Source organism: Empedobacter sp. GD03739, assembly GCF_029843245.1.
Taxonomy (GTDB): Bacteria; Bacteroidota; Bacteroidia; order Flavobacteriales; family Weeksellaceae; genus Empedobacter; species Empedobacter falsenii_B.
Genome location: NZ_JAOCHX010000027.1, coordinates 1 through 21,648, shown reverse-complemented (window position 1 = coordinate 21,648; position 21,648 = coordinate 1). Strand labels below are relative to the sequence as shown.

Here is a 21,648-nt window from a genome sequence, read left to right as displayed (position 1 = left end):
AACATTATAAATCACTACCTTTAAAGAGGTAATAGGATAGTGTATGAAAAAATTAGTTTATTTTATTGTTGGGGTATTGTTTTTTACCCAATCTTGCGAGCAAAAAAAAGAAGCTCCAAAAGAATTAGCACTTAATACGGTAACTTACGAAAATGCTTTAGACGTTCCTGTAAACAAAGTTGGTGTTCTCATTAACATAGATTCCCTTGGTTTTTTTGATCATAATTCTCAAAATTTAGATCAAAACATTGATTCAAAATCAATTGAAAACCAGCTCAAACAAATAAATTCTAAATTTGATATTGTAAAAGTAATTCGTGATAAATCTGAAAAAATATTAAACGACAACAAGTACACTTATCAAATGATTGATAGATTTGATAAAAATTTAGTTCCGAATGAATTAATCACAAAGGAAAATGTAAATCAAGTTAAATTTAATGATTTAAAAAAAGCGATTAATCAAGATGATTTAGTTTTGATTAATGTAAAATCGGGTCTTGATTATGATCCTGCCAACAAACAGAAATACATCGCAAAAACATATGTCTATATTAATATTTTAGACCTTAAAAATAATGCTTTAAAATATAGCGAAACAATTGGTGGAACTAAATATATAGACGAAACAATCAATAAAAGTACGACGGATTATTTAGAGAAAATGATGAAAGAATCATTAAACGAAACGTTGGATATTATTGATAATAAATATTAAATACATTGAACTATGCGCCATTTTTTTGGCAACTTTTGGAAGTCCTGAACCCTTAAAAAGTTTCAGGATTTTTATTTTTAATGACATTCTAATATTGACTTTTATTCATGGTATATTTTTTGTTAATTTTAGTCAAAAATTATAGGATGCTTATTATTCGATATTTATCTTTTATTCCATTATTGACTTCTATTTCGGGATTTGCACAACAATTGATTGATCACAACTTCGATTGCCTGTTGAAAAAGCGATTGAGTCAAGTTATGAATTAAAAAATAAACAACTGGAAGTCGAAAAAAACAATTACCAATATGACGAAGTAAAAGGTAAACGACAACCAAATTTATCTGCAATTGCACTGGGTGGTTATCTAAACTCGAACGGAATCATCGATATTCCAACCAAATCAATCGATATTTTGTCAACAGAATTGTTTTCGGGTAATCAAAGATTCAATACCTCAGCAGGATTATTTACTGTGGGAGTTAACGCTACTCAAATTATATTTTCGGGATTACAAATTCCAAATGCGTTGAATGCTATTCAGGAAAAAAGTACTGCTTTAGATTATTTGAAAGAAGCCGAAAAAGAAACTATAACCAAAGATATTTTACAAACTTATGATCAATTGATGTTATTGGTCAAAGTAGAAGAATTAATTTCAAATTCTGCAAAACGATTGGATAAAGAACATCTTAAAGTGCAGAAAGCAATTCAAAATGGTTTAGCTATTCCATACGATCGTGAAAAAATAAAATTAGCAATGCTAGAATTAGAAGCTCGACAAGTAGAACTGAATGGTAATCGACAATTGCTATACAAAAAATTAGAAATGTTGACGCATCTATCTGAACAAGATCTTCAACAAATTCAATACGAACTTACACCTATTGATATTCTTGCTTCAAGCTATACTTTAGAAAATAAAAAAGAATTGAAAGCACTTGAACACTCTGTAAAAGCTTACGAATTTCTGTATCAAAAGGAAAAAGGTTCACATTTACCGCAAGTTTTTGCATTCGCGAATACCAATTACACCTCAATTTTTGGAAGTCATTTCAAATTAAAAGATGGTGATGTATTAGGTGATGTTAATTTAAAAATGAACCAATTTTCGATGTTCCCTAATATTTTGATTGGTATTGGCGCAAAGTGGGAATTGTTGGATGGCGGACAACACAAAAATAAATTAGCACAAGCAAAAACTGACATTTTAATAAATGAAAACAAGTTGAGAAATTCGCAAGAAAAACTGAATTTATTATTAAGTAAAAACAAAATTGATTATGAAACTTCTACTGAAAAATTGAAAGTAAATAATCAACAAAATACCATTGCAACAAATAATTTAGAAATCGCTTCAAGACGATTTCAAGAAGGATTAATAGATGTAACCGAACGTTTGGCTGCCGAAAATGATTATTACAAAGTCAATTTAGGTTATTATGCTCAAATCTTAGATCAACGCTCTAAAACCTACGAATTACTTCAAACTTCTGGAGAATTATTTAATCAATTATCAAATTAAAATCATGAAAAATACACTATACTATATTTTTGCTTTAAGCGGATTAATACTTTTTACAAATTGTAAATCATCTGACAAGGAAAATAAAAAAGAAGAGCAAACTATTTTTCAAGGTAAAATTGAGCGCGATCAAATTAGCGTTGTAACAAAAATTCCAGGAAAAATAGATCAAATATTAGTTCACGAAGGTGATGAAGTAAAAAAAGGACAAACGCTTTTTATCTTACAATTACCAGAAGTTGATGCGAAGAAAAGTCAAGCAGAAGGTGCTGTAAATTCTGCCGAAGCTCAATACGAAATGGCGAAAAAAGGTGCTACAGATAATCAATTGAAACAATTGCGTGCAAAAGTTGCTGGCTTGAAAGAGCAATTAGATTATGCAGAAAAATCAAATCATCGACTAAAAAATATGCTTCGAGATAGTCTTGTTCCACAACAAAGTTATGATGAAGTTTATGCTAAATATCAAGGCGCTAAAAACCAATATTTAGCTGCAAAAGCGGAATTAGCTGATGCCGAAAATGGTGCGCGTGTAGAGCAACAACAAATGGCTTTGGGACAAAAAGAGCGTGCTTTGGGAGCTTTGCAAGAAGTAGATGTTGCTGAGGCGGAAAGATACATCAAAGCACCACAAGATATGACGGTTGAAACAATTAATCTAAAAGTTGGAGAATTAGCTTTGGCTGGATATTCTATTGCAACCGGAATTTTAGAAGAAACTACATTTTTTAGATTTACAATTCCTGAGAATAAAATCGGACAATTGCAAAAAAATCAAATCGTCAATTTAAAAGTTCCTTATAAAAATAATATGGTTTTGAAAGGTAAAATTGTTTCGATAAAAGTGCTTAATTCGTATGCTAATATTTCAACTGCTTATCCTGATATTGATCAACAACAATCGCAATATGAAGTGAAAGTTGTTCCTGTTGACTATAAACAAGCTGCTCAACTATTGACAAAAGCAAATGTAGTTTTAGATCTTAACGCTAAATAAATTCTGATGAAAACGATTTTTCATTTAATTATACGAGAATTCAAACTTTTCTTCAAGAATCCTGTTTTACCAATTTTATTCTTGGGAGCTCCTATTATGTATGGTGTCCTGATCGGAAATGTTTATAAAAAAGGAAATGTAACCGATTTACCAATTATTGTTGTAGACGAAGATCGTACGACGACAAGTCAAAAAATTATTCAGATGTTGGATGAAAATGAATCGGTGAAAGTTGCTGAAGTTTTACCTTCAACATTTGATTCTAAGAATAAAGCTTTAGCAATCGGAGCTGAAGTTGTGGTTGTCATTCCTCGAAACTTTCAGTCTGATGTACAACAAAAAAAATTACCCGAAATTGCTTATTTTGTAAATGCTTCAAACACGTTAACTTCTAATACAGCGGCAATCGCAATTACGACAGTTCTAACAACAATGAAAGCCGGAATTTCAATAGAAACAGCTCGAAAACAAGGCGTTCCAGAATATATTGCAACACAAAGCTACGAACCGTTCAAATCTACCATGATTCGCCAAAATATCAGAAGTGGAAACTATTTATATTTTATGCTTCCAGGTGTTTTATTAACCGTTTTGCAACAGGTTTTATTATTAGGTTTAGCACTTTCATTTGCTTCAGAATTTGAGAACAGAACATTTAATGAATTAATCTCAAAATCATCCAATCCATTTACCATTTTATTTGTCAAAACCTTCCCTTATTTATTTATGTCAGTATTTATATATATGCTGTATTATTGGTTCGGAATGTTTTATGACATGAAATTAGAAACCGAATTTTGGCCATTCTTCACTTCTTCTCTTGCATTTATTTTAGCCGTTTGTTTTTTAGGATTTTTAGTCAGCATTCTCCTTCCAAGCCAATTAAAAGCAACCGAAGTTTTGATGGTTGTTGCAACACCAAGTTTCATTTTAAGTGGATTTACATGGCCTTTAAGTCAAATGCCAAAATGGATTCAAGCAATTGCAGATTGCATTCCATTAACACATTATTTGAAAATATTCCGAATACTTTTCATCGAAAAAGGCGATCCTGCGTTAATTCAACCACATTTAAATAATCTAATTGTAATAGGAAGTATTTGCTTTGTCTTATCTTTGGCTATTCTAATCGTTAAAATAAGAAAAGCTAAACAATCGATGAAACAAATCGAAACAGAAAAGATTTAGCATCTTTTTTTAATTTACAAAACAGATAATAAACCATGAATTTTCTTACAGTTGAAAATCTAACCAAATCATACGGAATCAGAACTTTATTTGAAGATGTAAATTTTCATGTAAATGAAGGAGACCAAATCGCATTCGTAGCAAAAAATGGAAGTGGAAAATCTACTTTACTTAAAATTTTAGCTGGATTAGAAACTGCCGATTCTGGCGAAGTTCGTCCAAATAAAGGTGTTAAAATCTTGATGTTGGATCAAAGTGATGACTTTGACGAAAACTTGAAAAGTGAAGAATATATTTTCAATCATTCGAATGAAGTTTTAGATGTTGTTCGACAATATGAAAACATGATCGAAAATGATCCAACAAATCCTGATTTAATTGATTTAATGGGAAAAATGGATGTTTTAGATGCATGGAAAGTTGAACCAACAATCAAGGAAATTTTATCAAAATTGAAAATTGATTTCTTGGATCAAAAAATTGGAAAACTTTCTGGTGGTCAGCGCAAACGTATTTCTTTAGCAAAATTTTTGATTGATTTAAGCTTCGAAACTGGATATGTTCTTTTGATTTTAGATGAGCCTACCAACCATTTGGATATTGAAATGGTGGAATGGCTTGAATATTTCTTGAACAAAGAAAACAAAACATTGATTTTGGTTACGCACGATCGTTATTTCTTAGATGCAATTTGTACCAAAATTCTCGAAATGGAGGACAAAACATTGTATGTACATTCGGGAAATTACGAAACGTATATTACGAACAAAGCATTGCGTATCGAAAATCAAAATGCAACAATTGACAAAGCGAAAAACCTTTATCGTAAAGAGATTGAATGGATGCGTCGTCAACCGCAAGCGCGTACAACAAAGTCTAAATCTCGTATTGATGCGTTTTATGATACTGAAAAAGTGGCTAAACATAAAATTGTCGATCAACAAGTAAAATTAGAAATGGTGATGACGCGTTTGGGTCAAAAAATCATCGAAATGGAACATGTTTCGAAAGCATTTGGTCAAAAGAAAATTTTAGATGATTTCTCTTATATTTTCGCTCGTGGTGGAAAAATTGGTTTAGTCGGAAAAAATGGTGTTGGAAAAACCACTTTCTTGAAAATGTTAGAAGGAATCGAAACGATGGACTCTGGAACAATTGAACGTGGAGAAACCTTAAATATTGGACACTTTAAACAAGATGGAATCGAATTTAAAGGCGACGAACGTGTCATTGAATTTGTAAAAGATATCGCAGATTTTTTCCCGCTTGCAAATGGAAAAGAAATGCGTGCAGAGCAATTCTTAGAAATGTTTTTATTTACGCCAGAACAACAACATACTTTTATCTCAAAGTTAAGTGGTGGAGAGAAAAAACGTCTGCAATTATTAGCAATTTTGTATAAAAATCCTAACTTTTTGATTCTTGATGAGCCAACAAACGATTTAGATTTACCTACTTTAACGGTTCTTGAAAGTTTCTTAGAAGAATATCAAGGTTGTTTATTAGTTGTTTCCCACGATAGATATTTTATGGATAAAGTGGTCGATGAATTGATGATTTTTGAAGGCGAAGGAAAAATTTCTCGTTATATGGGAACATATACAGAATATCACATCGAGAATAAAAACAAGCCTGTAACTGACGATAAAAAGGTTGAAAAAGAAATCGTTATTCAGGAAAAAGTTGAATCGAAAGAGAAGATTGTAGAGACAAAACCAAAAAAATTATCGTTTAAAGAACAACGAGAATTAGAAGAAATTAATAAATCTTTACCAATTCTTGAAGCCAAGAAAGAAGAATTAACGAATTTACTTTCTGATCCAAATTTAGGCTACGACAAAATCACAACTATTGGAGATGAACTACAAAAAATTGTAGACGAATTAGAAGAAAAAGAATTCCGTTGGTTAGAATTATCCGAATAAAAATATTGAAAAGGAACTTTTTTGAGTTCCTTTTTTTGTTTTTAAAATTTATGCCTATATTTACTCTATCAATCATCAGGAGTTTCTGAAAAATCAGAACACCAACCGAGCCAAAACCGCGCTACGGTGGTATAGAATGAGGGCAAACGCCAAAATAAAAGGTTATTCTCCACTCTATCCTGTTGTTTTTATCATTAAAAAATTAAAACAATGGAAAATCTAAAAAATGAATTTGTCGTATTATTTCGTGAATTAACTGACAACGAATTAATCGAACGCTTTAATCAAAATGTAGGAAACAGTTCTTGGAATTCTGCAAGAAGATGTTATGTCAAAACATTATTCAACGAATTACAATTCCGTAATTTTGATTGCACAACCATAGAAAGAGGAAACACATTTTCGCTTCAACATTATGTAATATTAATTGAAAATAGATTAGAATATTTAGATTAAACATAAAAAAAGGAAAACTTGAAACAAGTTCTCCTTTTTATTTTACGGTAGATAATATTACTTACTCTGCTCTTTTATAAAATCATTAATCGTAACATTTAATCGTTTATTTCGGATATCTTTTTCAAAACGAATTGGTTCAGCAACACGTTCAGCACAGTCTTTCATACCACAATTTTCACACGTAACCGCAACTTCTTTTACAGGAATTGAGGGATCATTCATAAATTTCACTTTACGTTGAGCTGATTTGTACAATACACCAATCGTTACGCTTCGTAAATAATTTGGATTGAATGGATCTTTCGTTGCAGAAGAAATTACATAATATTTTTGATTATTATTGAACGGATACAACGAAATTTGTGCAGAAATCTCATGATGATCATCTTGATGTTTTTCCAATTCTTTCAAAACATTTAACGAAACCCAACGACGACAATAATGCTCATCCGTTTCATTTGCTTGTGGCGATTGTTGTTGATTAAGATGAAGTTCTTTCGTTAATTTATATGAATTTGAACCAACTTTTGCTGACAAACGCAAGAAAAACAAATCACGAATATTAAAATGTTTGGGTAACAAATTTGTCATTCGTTGATAAACCGTTTCAGGTGATTCGGTATATTTTCCAAGAATTTCTTGAAATTTAGACAAATCATGATGCTCTATAGCAAACAAATTCTGCATATCCTTCAACAGTTTTTCTTCTGGTAACAACAAAGCTCCAGCAAAATAAGATGCATAAAAATTGTTTAACAATTGATCAAAATTATCAAAACTTGCCCACGAAAATGTATACAAACGTTCCTTCAAATCAAGATAATTATAGCCTAATTCTTTCGCTAAAATAAATCGTTTTTGATCATTGTCAGAATTAATATTGATATACAACAGCTTTTTCTCTTTGATAAAAATAGAACGTAATTTCGCTAAATCCTTCCCTCCTAACGAAGTGAAATCTTCATAAAGAATGGTATAATTATATTCTTCTTTCAGAATTTCTTCCATCGTTTCATTTTTTACAAAATCTTCTGATTCAATCAAATATTCTTGTAAAAAACTCTTTGCAGATTTTTCAATTTCAGGGAAATAATTATCATTTGCTTCCTGAAAAGACCTCAACGAAGCCAAGAAAAAACTTTCGCGTGTAAGATTGTAATTATTACCTATTTCAATCAACGTAGAAATGAACGCATTTACCTTCATTGGTGCGTTAGAAATGATCTCAATTAAATCTCTTTCTTCAATTCCGAAGAGTTCCAAAGGAATTTCTTGCAATAAATTTGATTGTAGAATCTCAGCGACTGGCGCTAAATTCTTATCCAATTTTAAAGAAACTATCTCATCATAAGGAATTTCCAACGCTTCGGCAAGAGCAACAATTTTATCAGTTTTTGGATATTTTTTACCTTTTTCGATCTCATTCAAATACGATTTCGAAAGTCCAGTTAACTTAGATAACTTAAACAACGACAAATCTTTAGCCGTTCTTAATTGTTTTAGTTTTAACCCAAAAATTAATTTAATGTATTCTTCTTGCATAATTTTTTCAAAAATATTTGGTAAATGTAAACGAATTTTTATAATTTAGCGAACGTTCGCTGGAAGTAAAATTCCGCTCGAATAACCAAAACCAAAATTACAACAAAAACACAAAAAAATGGATACTATTACAAGTGAATTAAAATTATCGCAGAATAAGCTGGATAGTTATCCAGATATTTTGACAACCGAAGCGGTTAAATTTTTAACAGCTTTACACAAAAATTTCAACGAAAGACGTTTAGAACTTTTGGCGAATCGACAAGAAAGACAAATCTTTTTTGATTTGGGTAATTTTCCAACTTTTTTGTCAGAAACAAAAGAAATCAGAAATGGCGATTGGACAGCAGCTCCTATTCCAGCTGATTTACAAGACAGACGCGTTGAGATAACTGGTCCTGTTGACCGTAAAATGGTAATTAACGCGTTAAATTCTGGCGCTAAAACATTTATGGCCGATTTTGAAGATAGTAATTCTCCTACATGGGATAACAATCTTCAAGGACAACAAAATTTAAGAGATGCTGTAAATGGTACTATTTCATTCGAAAATAATGGAAAAAAGTATCAATTAAACGAAAAGACTGCTGTCTTGCTTGTAAGACCGAGAGGTTTACATTTGAATGAAAAGAATATCATAATAGATAAACAAGAAATATCAGGCTCACTATTTGACTTTGGTTTATATTTTTTCCATAATGCACACACGTTACTTTCCAAGCAAAGTGGGCCTTATTTCTATCTTCCTAAATTAGAACATCACCTAGAAGCACGCTGGTGGAACGATGTTTTTGTTTTCGCACAAAATTATTTAAACATTCCACAAGCTACGATTAAAGCTACAGTTTTGATCGAAACTATAACAGCTTCTTTTCAGTTAGATGAAATTATTTACGAATTAAAAGACCACATCGCAGGCCTTAACTGCGGTCGTTGGGATTATATATTTTCTTATATCAAAAAATTTAAGAAACACCCAAATTTTATTGTTCCAGATCGTTCACAAGTTACGATGACTTCGCCTTTTATGGCTGCATATTCGCAAGCAGTTATCCAACGTTGTCATAAACGAAACATACATGCAATTGGTGGAATGGCTGCTCAAATTCCGATTAAGAATGATGAAAAAGTCAATGAAATTGCCTTTGAAAAAGTGAAGAATGATAAACTTCGCGAAGTAAAAAATGGACACGATGGAACGTGGGTTGCGCATCCTGCTTTGGTAAAAGTCGCAAAAGATATTTTTGACGAATATATGCCACAAGCTAATCAAATTGACAATAAGCGAGAAGATGTTGTAACAACTGCCGAGGCTTTGTTAGAATTGCCAAAAGGAACAGTTACAGAGCAAGGGATTCGAGACAATATTAATGTCGGAATTTTATACATCGAAAGTTGGTTATCTGGAAAAGGTGCCGCAGCTTTATATAACTTAATGGAAGACGCAGCAACAGCAGAAATCTCTCGTACGCAGGTTTGGCAATGGTTAAGCCAGTCGATTACGTTAGAAAACGGATGCGAATTTAACAGTGACAAATACAAAAAATTAAGAGCCGAAGAGGTTCAAAAAATAAAAAAATTAGTTGGTGAGGAAAACTATTTGAACGGAAGATTTGAAGAAGCTATTTCAATCTTTGACGAATTAGTTTTATCGCACAAGTTTACCGAATTTTTAACATTAGAAGCCTATAAGTATATTGATTAAGCCCTTATAACCAGACACACACAAAAAGAAATACACACACAACACACATTCATAAACAAAACACAAAAAACACAATTATGAGCAATCAAGAAAGAATTCAAAAGATTCGGCAGGATTGGGAAACTAATCCACGCTGGACAGACATTGTTCGTCCTTATTCAGCAGAAGATGTTATTCGATTAAGAGGTTCTTTGGACATCGATTACACTTTAGCAAGATTAGGTGCTAAGAAACTTTGGGAAGGTTTAAATTCGAAGCCATTTATGGCGGGTTTAGGCGCTTTGAATGGTAATCAAGCCATACAAGAAGTGCAAGCTGGTTTAGATGCAATCTATCTTTCGGGATGGCAAGTTGCTGCAGATGCAAATCTTTCGGCAGAAATGTATCCAGATCAATCATTGTATCCAGCCAATTCGGTTCCAATGGTGATAAAACGTATTAACAATGCGTTGCGTCGTCGCGATGAAATACAATCTGTTACCGAACAGGGAAACATTGATTATATGGTACCAATTGTTGCCGATGCAGAAGCTGGATTTGGAGGAAACTTGAATGCTTATGAATTGATGAAACAAATGATAGAAGCTGGTGCTGCTGGCGTTCATTTCGAAGATCAATTGTCATCAGCCAAAAAATGTGGTCATCTTGGAGGAAAAGTTTTAGTTCCAACACAAGAAGCAATTAACAAATTGGTTGCAGCTCGTTTAGCAGCAGATGTTTGCGGCGTTCCTACTCTATTGGTTGCCAGAACTGATGCAGAAGCTGCGAATTTGATTACTTCGGATATTGATGAAAGAGATCAACCTTTTATTATACAAGGAAGTAGAACTTCTGAAGGTTTTTACAATGTGAGAAATGGTTTGGAACAAGGAATTAATCGAGGTTTAAGCTATGCGCCTTATGCTGATTTAATTTGGATGGAAACATCTAATCCAGATCTTGGAATGGCAAGAGAATTTGCACAAGCGATTCGAGAAAAATATCCAAATCAGATGTTAGCCTATAATTGTTCGCCTTCATTTAATTGGGCAAAACATTTAACAGAAGCTCAAATGGAAACATTTCGCGAAGATTTAGCTGAAATGGGATACAAATTCCAATTCATCACTTTAGCTGGTTTCCATGCGATGAATACCTCTATGTTCGAGTTATCACGTGCATACAAAGCCAAAGGAATGGCGGGATATTCGGCATTACAAGAAAAAGAATTTGCGTTACAAGAAGAAGGTTTTGCAGCTGTAAAACACCAATCTTTTGTAGGAACACAATATTTCGATTACGTACAAAACACAGTGCAACAAGGCATTTCATCTACTACAGCTATGGCCGAAAGTACGGAAGCCGCACAATTCTAATACATACTTTTCAATTAGAAAGGACGTACCGCAACTACGTCCTTTTTTATCTTAATTAATTTTACTAATTACAAAAACTTTTCCATTCATTTCGAACGAATCTTGTTCCGATTTCCCAACCAAGATTCTAGCCAAAGGGGTTTGAGTTGATAGAACAAAAATCTTTTTATTCTCGAAAATAATTTCCCCAAAACTACACGCCATACAGAAATTTCCCATCGTAGTTTCAACATAACTACCTAAACCAATGGTTTTGTTCTCCACAATTTTTATTTTAGAAAACACGTCTTGCTGAATTAAAACTTCATTCAATTGGTTTTGAATTCGAGTAATTTCCTGTTGCATCATTTCGCGCGATGTTTCGTACTTATCGCCCATACTACTTTTGGTATCGTTGTTCGAGGCGCGCAAATCGTCAATCAAACCATTCAAATACGTTATTTTATCTTCGATTTGTTGTGCTATAAATTGATATAATTCTGCTTTCATTTCTTTCAATTAAATTGTTTGAGGCTTATTCTTAAATCTCAGCATGTAAATGGTTCCCAAAAGACAGATAAATGCCGAAACATAAATCACCATCGGAATGCGATCCAAATAATCCTGAAAATACCAACCCGCACACAATGCTCCAAGTCCTATCCCCGCTTCCATCGCAATATACATTGTTGCCATCGCCTTTCCACGTTCATCAGGTTTACTAAAATCTATTGTCCAAGCATTTAGTGCAGGTGAAAGAATTCCGGTTGAAATGCCATACATCACCCCCCCTAAAATCAACCCTATTTTTGCATCAATAGAAGCCAAAAATACCAATGCAATAATCAATAAAACTAAGCCTAATTTTATCACCAACACACGCCCTTTTTGGTCAGATATCTTACCTGCAAAGAAACGAACCATCATAGATGATATTGTAAATACCATAAAGAAAACCCCTTTATTTTGAAAACCTAAATGTTCGGTCCAATCTGGAATTAATGTCAATATAGAACCATAAGCAACATACGAAAGAAACGTAATCAATGCCGCTGGCAAAGCTTCTTTTGCAAAAACATCTTGCTTCGAAATCTTTAATAATCCGAACGAAAATTTTTGTTTATTTTGCAAGGTCTCTTTCATATTGAATAAAATCAATATCGATAATAATGCAAAAAACGAAGACGTAAAAAACATCACATTAATCGATGTATATAATGTAATTGTACTTCCCAATGCAGGTCCAATTGCCATTCCGATACTGAAACAAATTCCGTGCAAGCCCAATGCTTCGCCCCAACGTTCGCGCGGAATAATATCTGCAATATAAGCTGCTGTTGCAGTGGGTTTGAAACCTGTCGAAAAGCCGTGTACCAATCTCAAAAATAAAAAACCTGAAACGGTTGTTAAAACAGGATATAAAATTCCGCACACAAAACAGACAATAGAACCGACTGCCATAATAGGTACCCGCCCCACTTTATCGGTTAATTTTCCACTAAAAGGTCTCGAAATTCCCGCTGTCAAGGTAAATAATGCAATAATAAATCCTTTGTATTCTGCTCCTCCCATGCTGCTTAAATAAGCAGGTAGCTCGGGAATCATCATATTAAAACTCGCTGAAAACAACAACGAACTCAAACACATTAAAATAAAATGGAGATTATAAACGGGATCTAAATTTAATTTTTTATTAATGGCAGAAAACATAACGGATTTTTTGCAAAGGTAATTTATCTTAACCGAAACAAACTACACAATCCAAAAGTATTACTTGTTACAAAAAATTACTACATCATTCAACATTGTTAGCCGATATTTCATTGATTATATTCATGAAATTTCTTATTTAAGAACTACTTAGTTGATATGAAAATAACTTTTACATTAGAATACAGTTAAAATACCTTATTGTATTTAATTACTTACTAAACAATTCTTATTTTTGCTATATCAATTCTACTACCCTAAAAAAACGATCTGACCAACTATTATTTTCAAGCATGAAAAACTATGAAAACCTAAAAGAGACCTTGTCTTTTTATGGCGTAAATTGTAATAAACTATATTATATCTCATCAGGAAATCCAATTTTTGCGTTTCCTGAAAGATCTTTTCGAATCGACTTTTATGCATTTTGTATTTGTTTATCTGGCTCGATAGAAGTTGAGATAGATTCTCAGAAATATTTTATTACTCAAAACGAATTCTTGATTTCTGCTCCTTCTACTGTTTTGAAAATTCTAGATACTAACTCTAATTTTAGAATGAAATTGTTATTTTTTGAGAAAAATTTTCTCCTTAAAAACATTTCTAATCCTTTCTTTATTGATAAACTTAATTTGTTTACACATCAAAACTTTACAGTTTGTAAGGCAAATAAAAAAGATGCGAATCATCTTTTAATGTTAATCAATTATCTTCAAGAACAACGAGAAAGAAATGTTTTGTTCTTAGAAGATATTATTCGATCGATTATTTTTACTTTACTTCTTGAATCTGCCTCTATAATTGCTGAACAATATTCAAAAGTAAATAAAAATTATTCCCGCGAAATCAACACTCTATTTTGTAAGTTTACACAACTTGTTCAAGAAAATGTTATCGCTCACAAAGACGTACAGTTTTATGCAGATCAATTGTTTATTACAAATAAATATTTGATTCACCTTGTAAAAAAAGCAACTAAGAAAACTCCACATGTTATTATTGACGAGTATTTATTAAAAGAAGCGTATGTTTTGCTTGGCTACTCAGAGAAAACAATTGTCCAAATAGCATTAGATCTAGGTTTCAACTCTTCTTCATCTTTTGGTCGGTTTTTTAAAAAATACACTTCAACTTCTCCTCAACAATATAGAAAACAACAACATATATAAAAAAAGAAATTTGGGATACAAATGACGAATTTCGGGATACTTTAGAAAAGTAATAAAGCGTAATTTTATTCTAGAATCTTAAAATAAATAATTATGGATAAAGTTACTTCAAAATTTGACAACGTTTTAAATCATTCTACTATCTACGGAAATATTGATCATCAACCAGATGCAAGTAAAGAAACACCAAGAAACACTCCAGAAAAATCTTATCCCTTCTCTGATCAAATAGGAAATTACCAACGCAATAAAGGAATTCCTACAAAATCTTATAAGGACAGTAAGGTATATATTGTGGGAAGTGGTATTGCAGGTTTAGCTACTGCCTATTATTTTATTAGAGACGGACATTTCACTCCAGAGAATATCACATTTATAGAACAACTTCAGGTAGAAGGAGGTTCGTTAGATGGAGCTGGAAATGCAAAAGATGGTTACATAATTCGAGGAGGTCGAGAAATGGATTGTACCTACGAGAATTTATGGGATATTTTCCAAGACATTCCTGCATTAGAGTTACCAGAACCTTATAGTGTTTTAGACGAATATAGATTAGTAAATGATAATGATTCTAATTATTCTATTGCACGTTTAATTCATGAAAAAGGGAAAGTAAAAGACTTTAGTAAATTTGGTTTGAATAAGAAAGATCAATTAGCTATTATCAAACTTTTGTTAAAGAAAAAAGAAGAATTGGACGACATAACGATTGAAGATTATTTTAATCAATCATTCTTAGAAAGTAATTTCTGGACATTTTGGCGTACAATGTTTGCCTTTGAGAATTGGCATAGTTTACTAGAATTCAAATTATATATGCATCGCTTTTTACATGCGATTGATGGTTTAAATGATCTTTCTTCATTGGTATTTCCTAAATACAATCAATACGACACTTTTGTTACGCCATTAGGTAAATGGTTAAAAGAAAAAGGAGTAAAAATTCAGTTAAATACACTGGTTAAAGATTTAGATTTATTAATTAATACAGAAGGAAAAGTAGTCAAAGGAATTATAACAGAACAAGATGGACAAGATGTAATTATTCCTGTCACACCAAATGATTATGTTATTGTAACTACTGGTTCTATGACTGAAGATACTGCGTATGGAGATAATACAACGGCACCAGTTTTAGCGATAGATAATAATACTAGTGGTCAAAGTGCAGGGTGGAAACTATGGAAAAACCTTTCTGCTAAATCTCCTGTTTTTGGTCGTCCAGAAAAATTTTGTGGGAATATTGAAAAATCTTCATGGGAATCTGTTACTTTAACTTGTAAACCTTCTGCATTAGTAGAAAAACTAAAAGAATATTCTGTTAATGATCCATATTCAGGTCAAACAGTTACAGGCGGAATTATTACAATTACAGATTCTAATTGGTTAATGAGTTTTACGTGTAATCGTCAACCACATTTTCCTACACAACCAGATGATATTTTAGTTCTTTGGGTTTATGCATTATTTATGGATAAAGAAGGAAACTACATTAAGAAAACAATGCCTACTTGTACAGGAAACGAAATCCTAACAGAATTATGTTATCATTTAGGAATTGAAGACCAAATAGACGACGTTATTGAGAATACAATCACTCGTTCTGCTTATATGCCTTACATCACATCTATGTTTATGCCTAGAGCAAAAGGAGACCGCCCACAAGTAGTTCCAGATGAGTGTAAGAATCTAGGTTTAGTAGGTCAATTTGTAGAAACCAATAACGATGTAGTTTTCACAATGGAAAGTTCTGTTCGTACCGCACGTATTGCAGTTTATGAATTACTTAATTTAAATAAGCAAGTTCCAGACATTAATCCATTACAATACGACATTCGTCATTTATTAAAAGCAACTAAAACGTTGAACGATGATAAACCATTCATGGGTGAAGGTTTATTGAATAAAGTTTTAAAGGGAACTTATTTTGAACATATTCTACCTATTGGATCAGATTCACCACAAGAGGAAGAAGAAAAAGAATCTTTTCTATTAGAACAATTTGGTAAATTCAAAGAATGGGTAGGACATTTTAGAGGTTAAAATCACCCACAATTCAATCCTGAATACCAATGCTATAAAACTAATAAAAGCTTCTAAATCTTTAGTGATTTAGAAGCTTTTTGAGTATTACTATATTTTTTCTATTTAAAAACTATACCAGCTTTTATTAATAAATATTAGCTATAGTGATATTATTATTGAATTATTAAAGGTTTTATTTCAAATTCTGATTCAATATTTTCCTTTAATTTTAGAAATTCTATTGTATGCATACTATGCAAATCAACATCAGTTAATCCAAATGGTCCATTTTTCTCAGTAATATATAGTCCATTTTCAAGCTCAATTATTGCTTTCTCCATTTCATCAAGTTCATTTTCGAAATATTTAAAATGATAATTAATGATTTTTAAATTTAAAATTAATTCTATTAGTTTAGATTCAACTTTCCTTGCTAATTCAAACTTTTTTAAAGTTTCACTTTCATTCCATTCTTCTGTTGGAAAGTAAGGAATTTGAATTAGTTTATCATTATCAATTTTTATAAAAGACTCAAACTCCTGTAATCCATATTTATTTTCTGGGTTATAACAATATTTTATTTCGGTTATAATTTTTCCAATACTATCAGTCAGGGTCATTTTACAAAATTAAACTTAACAATATTTCTTTACAAGAATAAACAAAACCTGTTTTACAAAAAAGTTGTCATTTCTATATTTCATTCAACAACATTCCAATATACAAAATCTCAACCACTCCCAATACCCCACAAAAAAAGCTCTTATCAAAGAGCCATTTGGTTAAAGAACTGTTTTGGATAATAAAATTTATTTCCAAATTTTATATAAGGAATCTTATTCGTTTTCCTCATCCTATACAACGTTTTGTCACTCACGTTAAGCAAACTTTTTAGGTCTGCGTTATCATAGAATTTCTGATTTTCTTCTAATAGTAGAAAAGTTTTTTGGAATTCTATCAGCAGGAGCTTCATATCCTTTAATGCCTCTCCATCGTTTTGTAAAAATAAATCATTTTTCATATATTTAGTTGATGTTAAGATGTACTAATTTATAAAATTAATACTTAATAACCAAATATTTACCAAACAAACAATATTCCTTTACACGAAATCTAGCTATCACCCTACTTTTTGTAGAGTACTCAAATCGATTATGTTCGACAATAAACCAATGTATCGTTGAACAGTTTTAGGATTAAAACCATAAATACAAGCAAGGTTCTCCCAGAATTTTACACCAAACATAAAGTTGAAAAAAAAACACATATTCACTTTGCAAAAAAAATACCACATAGAAACATAGACCCAAATGATTTTGCTTTCCAATTAGTAGTCTACCTATTCGTATTTTCAACTAATCTTTATAAGCCATCACAACTAAAACTATGTTTCTATGTGGTCAAAATAAATTTGAACAACATCTATAAAATTCTATTTTCGATACGATTCTTCTTCACTCTTCTACGCCGTTAAACAAAGTATTGTACCGAAAAATCACTCCAATCAACGAACTTCATTTTACTACTACCTTACTACTACCTTTACACAACCATATACTCGCCAAGATAAATACTGGTACTCGCCATAGCCTTTGTTTCACTATTCAGAAACGCCCAAAAATTCACTTTTTTGCCATTGTAATATGTTGGTAAAGTAATATGTATAATCATAGAATCACGAGTTACAACATTCTGAAACACTTCGAACGAATTTAGTTCCTCGCAATAACAAACAAGATTCACAAAATCCGAAGGTTGCGCATTGCCTTGCCCAGAATTATCTTCCCAATTCATTTGGAAACTATCCCCACCTGCCGTCTCTATCGTAGGTTGTAAAAAGCCAACCAAATCGCCTTTCGACACCAATACACGCTCTAATACAATAACAGGTAAACCATTCTCCATTTCCAATGCATTGTTCAGCATATAAGAAGTCGCGATGTTGTAGCGCGATTTTAGCCCGACTCTATTCCCAAAATATAAATTAAGAATAAGACGAATTGGTTGCAAAAAACCAATAATTTTCTTAAATTTGATTTGTTGCATCAATTGCAAATCAGTAGGTTGGCTTTTAGATTTTTTTGGCAAACTACGGATAATGTCTTTGCCGCGCCAATTAACGCCTACTACAGTTCCTACTTTTCCTGAGAATCCACCAAGGATTCCTTTTTTAATTTCTGCCATAATTGCAAGTTTTTATTGTTAATATTCATAAAGTTAGCAACAGAAACAACACCATTTACAAAAACACAATTTTGTGCCCGCATTTGCCCTGCTCTGCCCGCATTTGTCCACTTTTGTCCAGTTGCTTTTTACACAATAATAGTAATATAACAAAATAAAAACCTCGCTAACCTCCTATTTATAAGAGCTAGAGAGAAGTTGAATTTTTGGTCAATTTTGGTCTTGTTCGACCATTGTTCGACCATTGTTCGACGAATCTTCGGAAAAACGGCATTCTCGTCGAAGAACGGTCGAAGAAAACACGAACAAAAGTGGGAGGAAATTGAAATTGTAAAAATAAAATGATGCAAGAATACTTTGTTTCGCTATCCATACATTCATTATTACATTCTACATTAAATTATTTCGTGATACATGAATATTGTTTTTATAAGTATCTTATTTACAAAAAAATAATTATATTTGCTTCTAATTTTACGAAATGCGGATATAGTTGATTTTTTACGAAACAAAAGCTAGATCAGTTTCGTGAAAAAACAATGTTAGCGGTCATTGTATGACGACAAGCGAACAGACACAAAATATTTTAAAATAAATTATGACAATGGAAAAAACTAACAGCGCCCAAAAAACAAGCGGACACGGTGCGACACCTTTCGCACAGACATATTTTCACGGGACAAGGTCTGACTTGAAAGTTGGTGAGTTTATCGAAGTTGGTTTCAACTCTAATTACGGACAAAGAAAAAATGCAAAATATATTTTCCTTTCCGCGACATTAGACGCTGCGATTTGGGGTGCTGAACTTGCATTTGGAGAAGAACGAGAAAGAATTTATTTAGTTGAACCAACTGGACCAATTGAAGACGACCCTGACTTAACGGACAAAAAATTCCCGGGCAACCCGACAAAATCTTATCGTTCGACACAACCGTTTAAAATAGTTGGTGAAGTTACTAATTGGCAAGGACACCCACCTGAACAAGTTAAAGCAATGAAAGACGCATTAATGAAACTAAAAGAACAGGGAATTAATTCACTAAATGACGAGTAGACCAAGACAAAAACAACGAACCGCTAACACGGGTTTTGCGTTAGTGGGCGGACAGTGCAAATAGAAACATTTGAGCAATTAATAAACATTGGTGCTGGCAGACAGTTTACGGTTTCAAAAGCCCACCAACGCAAAGCCCGAAAACGTTGTACGACATAGTAAAACCGAACCAAACAAAATGAAAGTCAGAGAAGAAAAGTTAAGAACAATTATAGAATGGTCGGAGAAAAACGAAGATGTAAGAGTTCTTCTTCTGACAAGTTCACTTGTAAATCCTTTAGCACTTGTTGACGAATTTAGTGATTTAGACATTGAATTTGTTTTTGAGGATAATACAAATTACATTTCAGACAAAAGCTGGACGCTTAAATTCGGAAATCCAATTGCTATGATTGAAGAAGACGAAAGTTGTTTTAACCATAAACACGCAATGAAAATGCTACTTTATGAAGACGGTGTGAAAGTAGATTTTAAACTTTACAGCAAATCAAAATTTATAAAGGAAACGCAAGAGAAAGAATTACCAGAAGATTGGGATATTGGTTATAAAATTTTAATTGATAAAGATGGTATTACAAAGCAAATGCTGAAACCAACTTATCAAATTTCCATTATCAAAAAACCGTCTGAAAAAGAGTTTCAAAATCTAATAAACGATTTTTGGTGGGACACAACTTACGTGGCAAAGTGTCTTGTGAGAGATGAAATATTCTATGCGAAATTTATGTCGGAAACCGTTATTCGCACAGAATATTTAATTCCTTTAATTGAATGGCACATTGCAAGTGAACACAATTGGAACATAACGACCAATAAATATGGACGACTTTTCAAAAAGTATCTTAACCAGGAAATGTGGGCTAAAACAGAACAAACATTTTCAGGGAGCGATATAAAGGAAAATTGGACTGCTCTATTTTCAATGACTGATTTAGTTTCAGAAATAGGAACTGAATTGTCAAAAAAATTAGAGTACAAATACCCGGATAAATTAGAAAATGACATACGAAAATATTTAGCTGGACTAAAACCCAAAACATAACTACGTCGTACAACATCGTATTGGCAATAGGCGGGCTGAACGGCTTCGTATCAACGGAAGTGCAAAATTCAACTTCTGTTCTTTGATTAAAGTTCAGTGCTAAAAATCCCGCCCATCGCCAATACGCGGCACGTTAGCGGTAATTTTACCAAACAGAATGTTGAACATAAAAAAATATAATCCGATGAAGCTATAAGTAAATGTTCAAAATAAAAAAAGTGAAACTTTTTTATTGCTTTCAAAAAGCAGTGAGAATTTCTATTATCAACTTTTAAAAATTAGAAGAAATGACGCAGTTACAAATGATTAACAAAACAAAATCTATAGCTCAACAAGACGAAAATGTTTCCGCTGTTTTTATGTATGGTTCATTTACTAAAAGCGAAGGAGATAAATATTCTGATATCGAATTTTACATCTTTTTAAAAAATAAAGAAAATTTCTCGTCGGAAAAATGGGTAAATCAAATTCATCCTGTGGCATTATATTTTACAAATGAATATGGAAGCGAAGTTGCTATTTTTGAGAATATGGTCAGAGGCGAATTTCATTTTTTAAAAACGGAGGAAATTGAAATTATCAAATCTTGGGACGGAATTGTTGCATTTAGCGATTTTGACCAAATGAACCTAATCGACAAAGACGGACATTTAACGAAAACACTAAATCAAATCAAAACGAAATCGCCCGAAAGAATAACAAATGAAAACATCTTGTGGTTAAGTCAATCATTACTGAATGTTATACTGACAACAAGCAACTTAATTAAGCGAGAAGAATTTGCTCATGCTCATCATAGTTTATCAAATGTTCAGAAATATTTGCTTTGGCTTATTAGAGCAAGAACAAACAAAACCCAACATTGGGAAAGTCCAACTAAAAGTCTTGAAAAGGATATTGATACGACTTGGTATTTTGCGTATAAAACAGTAACATCGGATTTAAATCCTAAAAATATAATTTTAGCTTTTGAAAACTCATTAAATTTATCGGAAAAACTATTTGACGAACTAAATATTGAACCAAAAATGAAAGAAATCCTACATGAAATAAGAAAAAACTACCGCT

19 protein-coding genes and 1 riboswitch are annotated in these 21,648 nt (G+C 32.1%); of the genes, 13 read left to right on the top strand and 6 right to left on the bottom strand.

What is annotated here, in order from left to right:
- The first annotated feature begins 43 nt into the window (after positions 1-43).
- The 6 genes from N5E64_RS10095 (at position 44) to N5E64_RS10070 (ending at position 6,812) form a co-directional block, all read left to right on the top strand.
- Positions 44-718, top strand: a complete 675-nt coding sequence (locus N5E64_RS10095; RefSeq protein WP_280037429.1) for a hypothetical protein — start codon at positions 44-46, stop codon at positions 716-718.
- A gap of 232 nt (positions 719-950) precedes the next feature.
- A complete protein-coding gene (locus tag N5E64_RS10090) occupies positions 951-2,246 on the top strand; it encodes a TolC family protein (RefSeq protein ID WP_280037428.1) in 1,296 nt (431 codons plus the stop codon).
- Between the two features lie 4 nt (positions 2,247-2,250).
- On the top strand, positions 2,251-3,243 hold the full coding sequence (locus N5E64_RS10085; protein WP_125349239.1) for an HlyD family secretion protein: 993 nt from the start codon (positions 2,251-2,253) through the stop codon (positions 3,241-3,243).
- Between the two features lie 6 nt (positions 3,244-3,249).
- Positions 3,250-4,431 carry an ABC transporter permease gene (locus N5E64_RS10080; RefSeq protein ID WP_125349238.1) on the top strand — a complete coding sequence of 394 codons (1,182 nt, stop codon included), beginning with the start codon at positions 3,250-3,252 and terminating at the stop codon, positions 4,429-4,431.
- Between the two features lie 35 nt (positions 4,432-4,466).
- Complete coding sequence (locus tag N5E64_RS10075) at positions 4,467-6,356, top strand: ABC-F family ATP-binding cassette domain-containing protein (RefSeq protein WP_280037426.1); 1,890 nt, start codon at positions 4,467-4,469, stop codon at positions 6,354-6,356.
- Between the two features lie 67 nt (positions 6,357-6,423).
- A riboswitch (SAM-I-IV-variant riboswitch) is annotated at positions 6,424-6,523 on the top strand.
- Between the two features lie 43 nt (positions 6,524-6,566).
- Positions 6,567-6,812, top strand: coding sequence for a hypothetical protein (locus tag N5E64_RS10070; protein ID WP_280037424.1), 246 nt, complete (start codon positions 6,567-6,569; stop codon positions 6,810-6,812).
- A 57-nt stretch (positions 6,813-6,869) separates the two neighbouring features.
- Here N5E64_RS10070 and N5E64_RS10065 read toward each other — a convergent pair whose 3' ends face one another.
- A complete protein-coding gene (locus N5E64_RS10065; RefSeq protein ID WP_125349236.1) occupies positions 6,870-8,357 on the bottom strand; it encodes a helix-turn-helix domain-containing protein in 1,488 nt (495 codons plus the stop codon).
- Positions 8,358-8,475: 118 nt separating this feature from the next.
- Here N5E64_RS10065 and aceB point away from each other — a divergent pair, with 118 nt between their 5' ends.
- Both aceB and aceA read left to right on the top strand, forming a co-directional pair.
- A complete protein-coding gene (gene aceB / locus N5E64_RS10060) occupies positions 8,476-10,062 on the top strand; it encodes a malate synthase A (protein ID WP_280037421.1) in 1,587 nt (528 codons plus the stop codon).
- A 77-nt stretch (positions 10,063-10,139) separates the two neighbouring features.
- A complete protein-coding gene (gene aceA, locus N5E64_RS10055; protein WP_257468114.1) occupies positions 10,140-11,417 on the top strand; it encodes an isocitrate lyase in 1,278 nt (425 codons plus the stop codon).
- Between the two features lie 51 nt (positions 11,418-11,468).
- On the opposite strand, the gene N5E64_RS10050 is transcribed toward aceA, so the two are convergent.
- Both N5E64_RS10050 and N5E64_RS10045 read right to left on the bottom strand, forming a co-directional pair.
- A complete protein-coding gene (locus tag N5E64_RS10050) occupies positions 11,469-11,906 on the bottom strand; it encodes a hypothetical protein (protein WP_115002102.1) in 438 nt (145 codons plus the stop codon).
- 9 nt (positions 11,907-11,915) lie between these two features.
- A complete protein-coding gene (locus tag N5E64_RS10045; RefSeq protein ID WP_280037419.1) occupies positions 11,916-13,106 on the bottom strand; it encodes an MFS transporter in 1,191 nt (396 codons plus the stop codon).
- Positions 13,107-13,399: 293 nt separating this feature from the next.
- On the opposite strand from N5E64_RS10045, the gene N5E64_RS10040 reads away from it, so the two are divergent.
- Complete coding sequence (locus N5E64_RS10040) at positions 13,400-14,275, top strand: helix-turn-helix domain-containing protein (protein ID WP_280037417.1); 876 nt, start codon at positions 13,400-13,402, stop codon at positions 14,273-14,275.
- 93 nt (positions 14,276-14,368) lie between these two features.
- Entirely contained in the window at positions 14,369-16,318 is a 1,950-nt protein-coding gene (locus N5E64_RS10035) for an oleate hydratase (RefSeq protein WP_125349231.1), read from the top strand.
- 155 nt (positions 16,319-16,473) lie between these two features.
- Here the strand turns inward: N5E64_RS10035 and N5E64_RS10030 are convergent, their stop codons facing one another.
- The 3 genes from N5E64_RS10030 to N5E64_RS10020 all read right to left on the bottom strand — a co-directional run bounded on the left by N5E64_RS10030 (position 16,474) and on the right by N5E64_RS10020 (position 18,484).
- On the bottom strand, positions 16,474-16,920 hold the full coding sequence (locus N5E64_RS10030) for a hypothetical protein (protein ID WP_280037414.1): 447 nt from the start codon (positions 16,918-16,920) through the stop codon (positions 16,474-16,476).
- Between the two features lie 146 nt (positions 16,921-17,066).
- A complete protein-coding gene (locus N5E64_RS10025) occupies positions 17,067-17,273 on the bottom strand; it encodes a helix-turn-helix domain-containing protein (protein WP_125349309.1) in 207 nt (68 codons plus the stop codon).
- Positions 17,274-17,842: 569 nt separating this feature from the next.
- The gene (locus tag N5E64_RS10020) at positions 17,843-18,484 is read right to left on the bottom strand and encodes a DUF6266 family protein (RefSeq protein ID WP_038337029.1); all 642 of its coding nucleotides are present in this window, start codon (positions 18,482-18,484) and stop codon (positions 17,843-17,845) included.
- A 604-nt stretch (positions 18,485-19,088) separates the two neighbouring features.
- On the opposite strand from N5E64_RS10020, the gene arr reads away from it, so the two are divergent.
- The 3 genes from arr to lnu(H) form a co-directional block, all read left to right on the top strand.
- Positions 19,089-19,538 (top strand): NAD(+)--rifampin ADP-ribosyltransferase, encoded by a 450-nt coding sequence (gene arr / locus N5E64_RS10015; RefSeq protein WP_280037412.1) that lies wholly within the window; start codon positions 19,089-19,091, stop codon positions 19,536-19,538.
- Between the two features lie 178 nt (positions 19,539-19,716).
- The gene (locus N5E64_RS10010; RefSeq protein WP_003013318.1) at positions 19,717-20,580 is read left to right on the top strand and encodes an aminoglycoside 6-adenylyltransferase AadS; all 864 of its coding nucleotides are present in this window, start codon (positions 19,717-19,719) and stop codon (positions 20,578-20,580) included.
- Between the two features lie 287 nt (positions 20,581-20,867).
- The coding region (lnu(H), locus tag N5E64_RS10005; RefSeq protein WP_051021433.1) for a lincosamide nucleotidyltransferase Lnu(H) at positions 20,868-21,648 on the top strand (781 nt) is incomplete at its 3' end.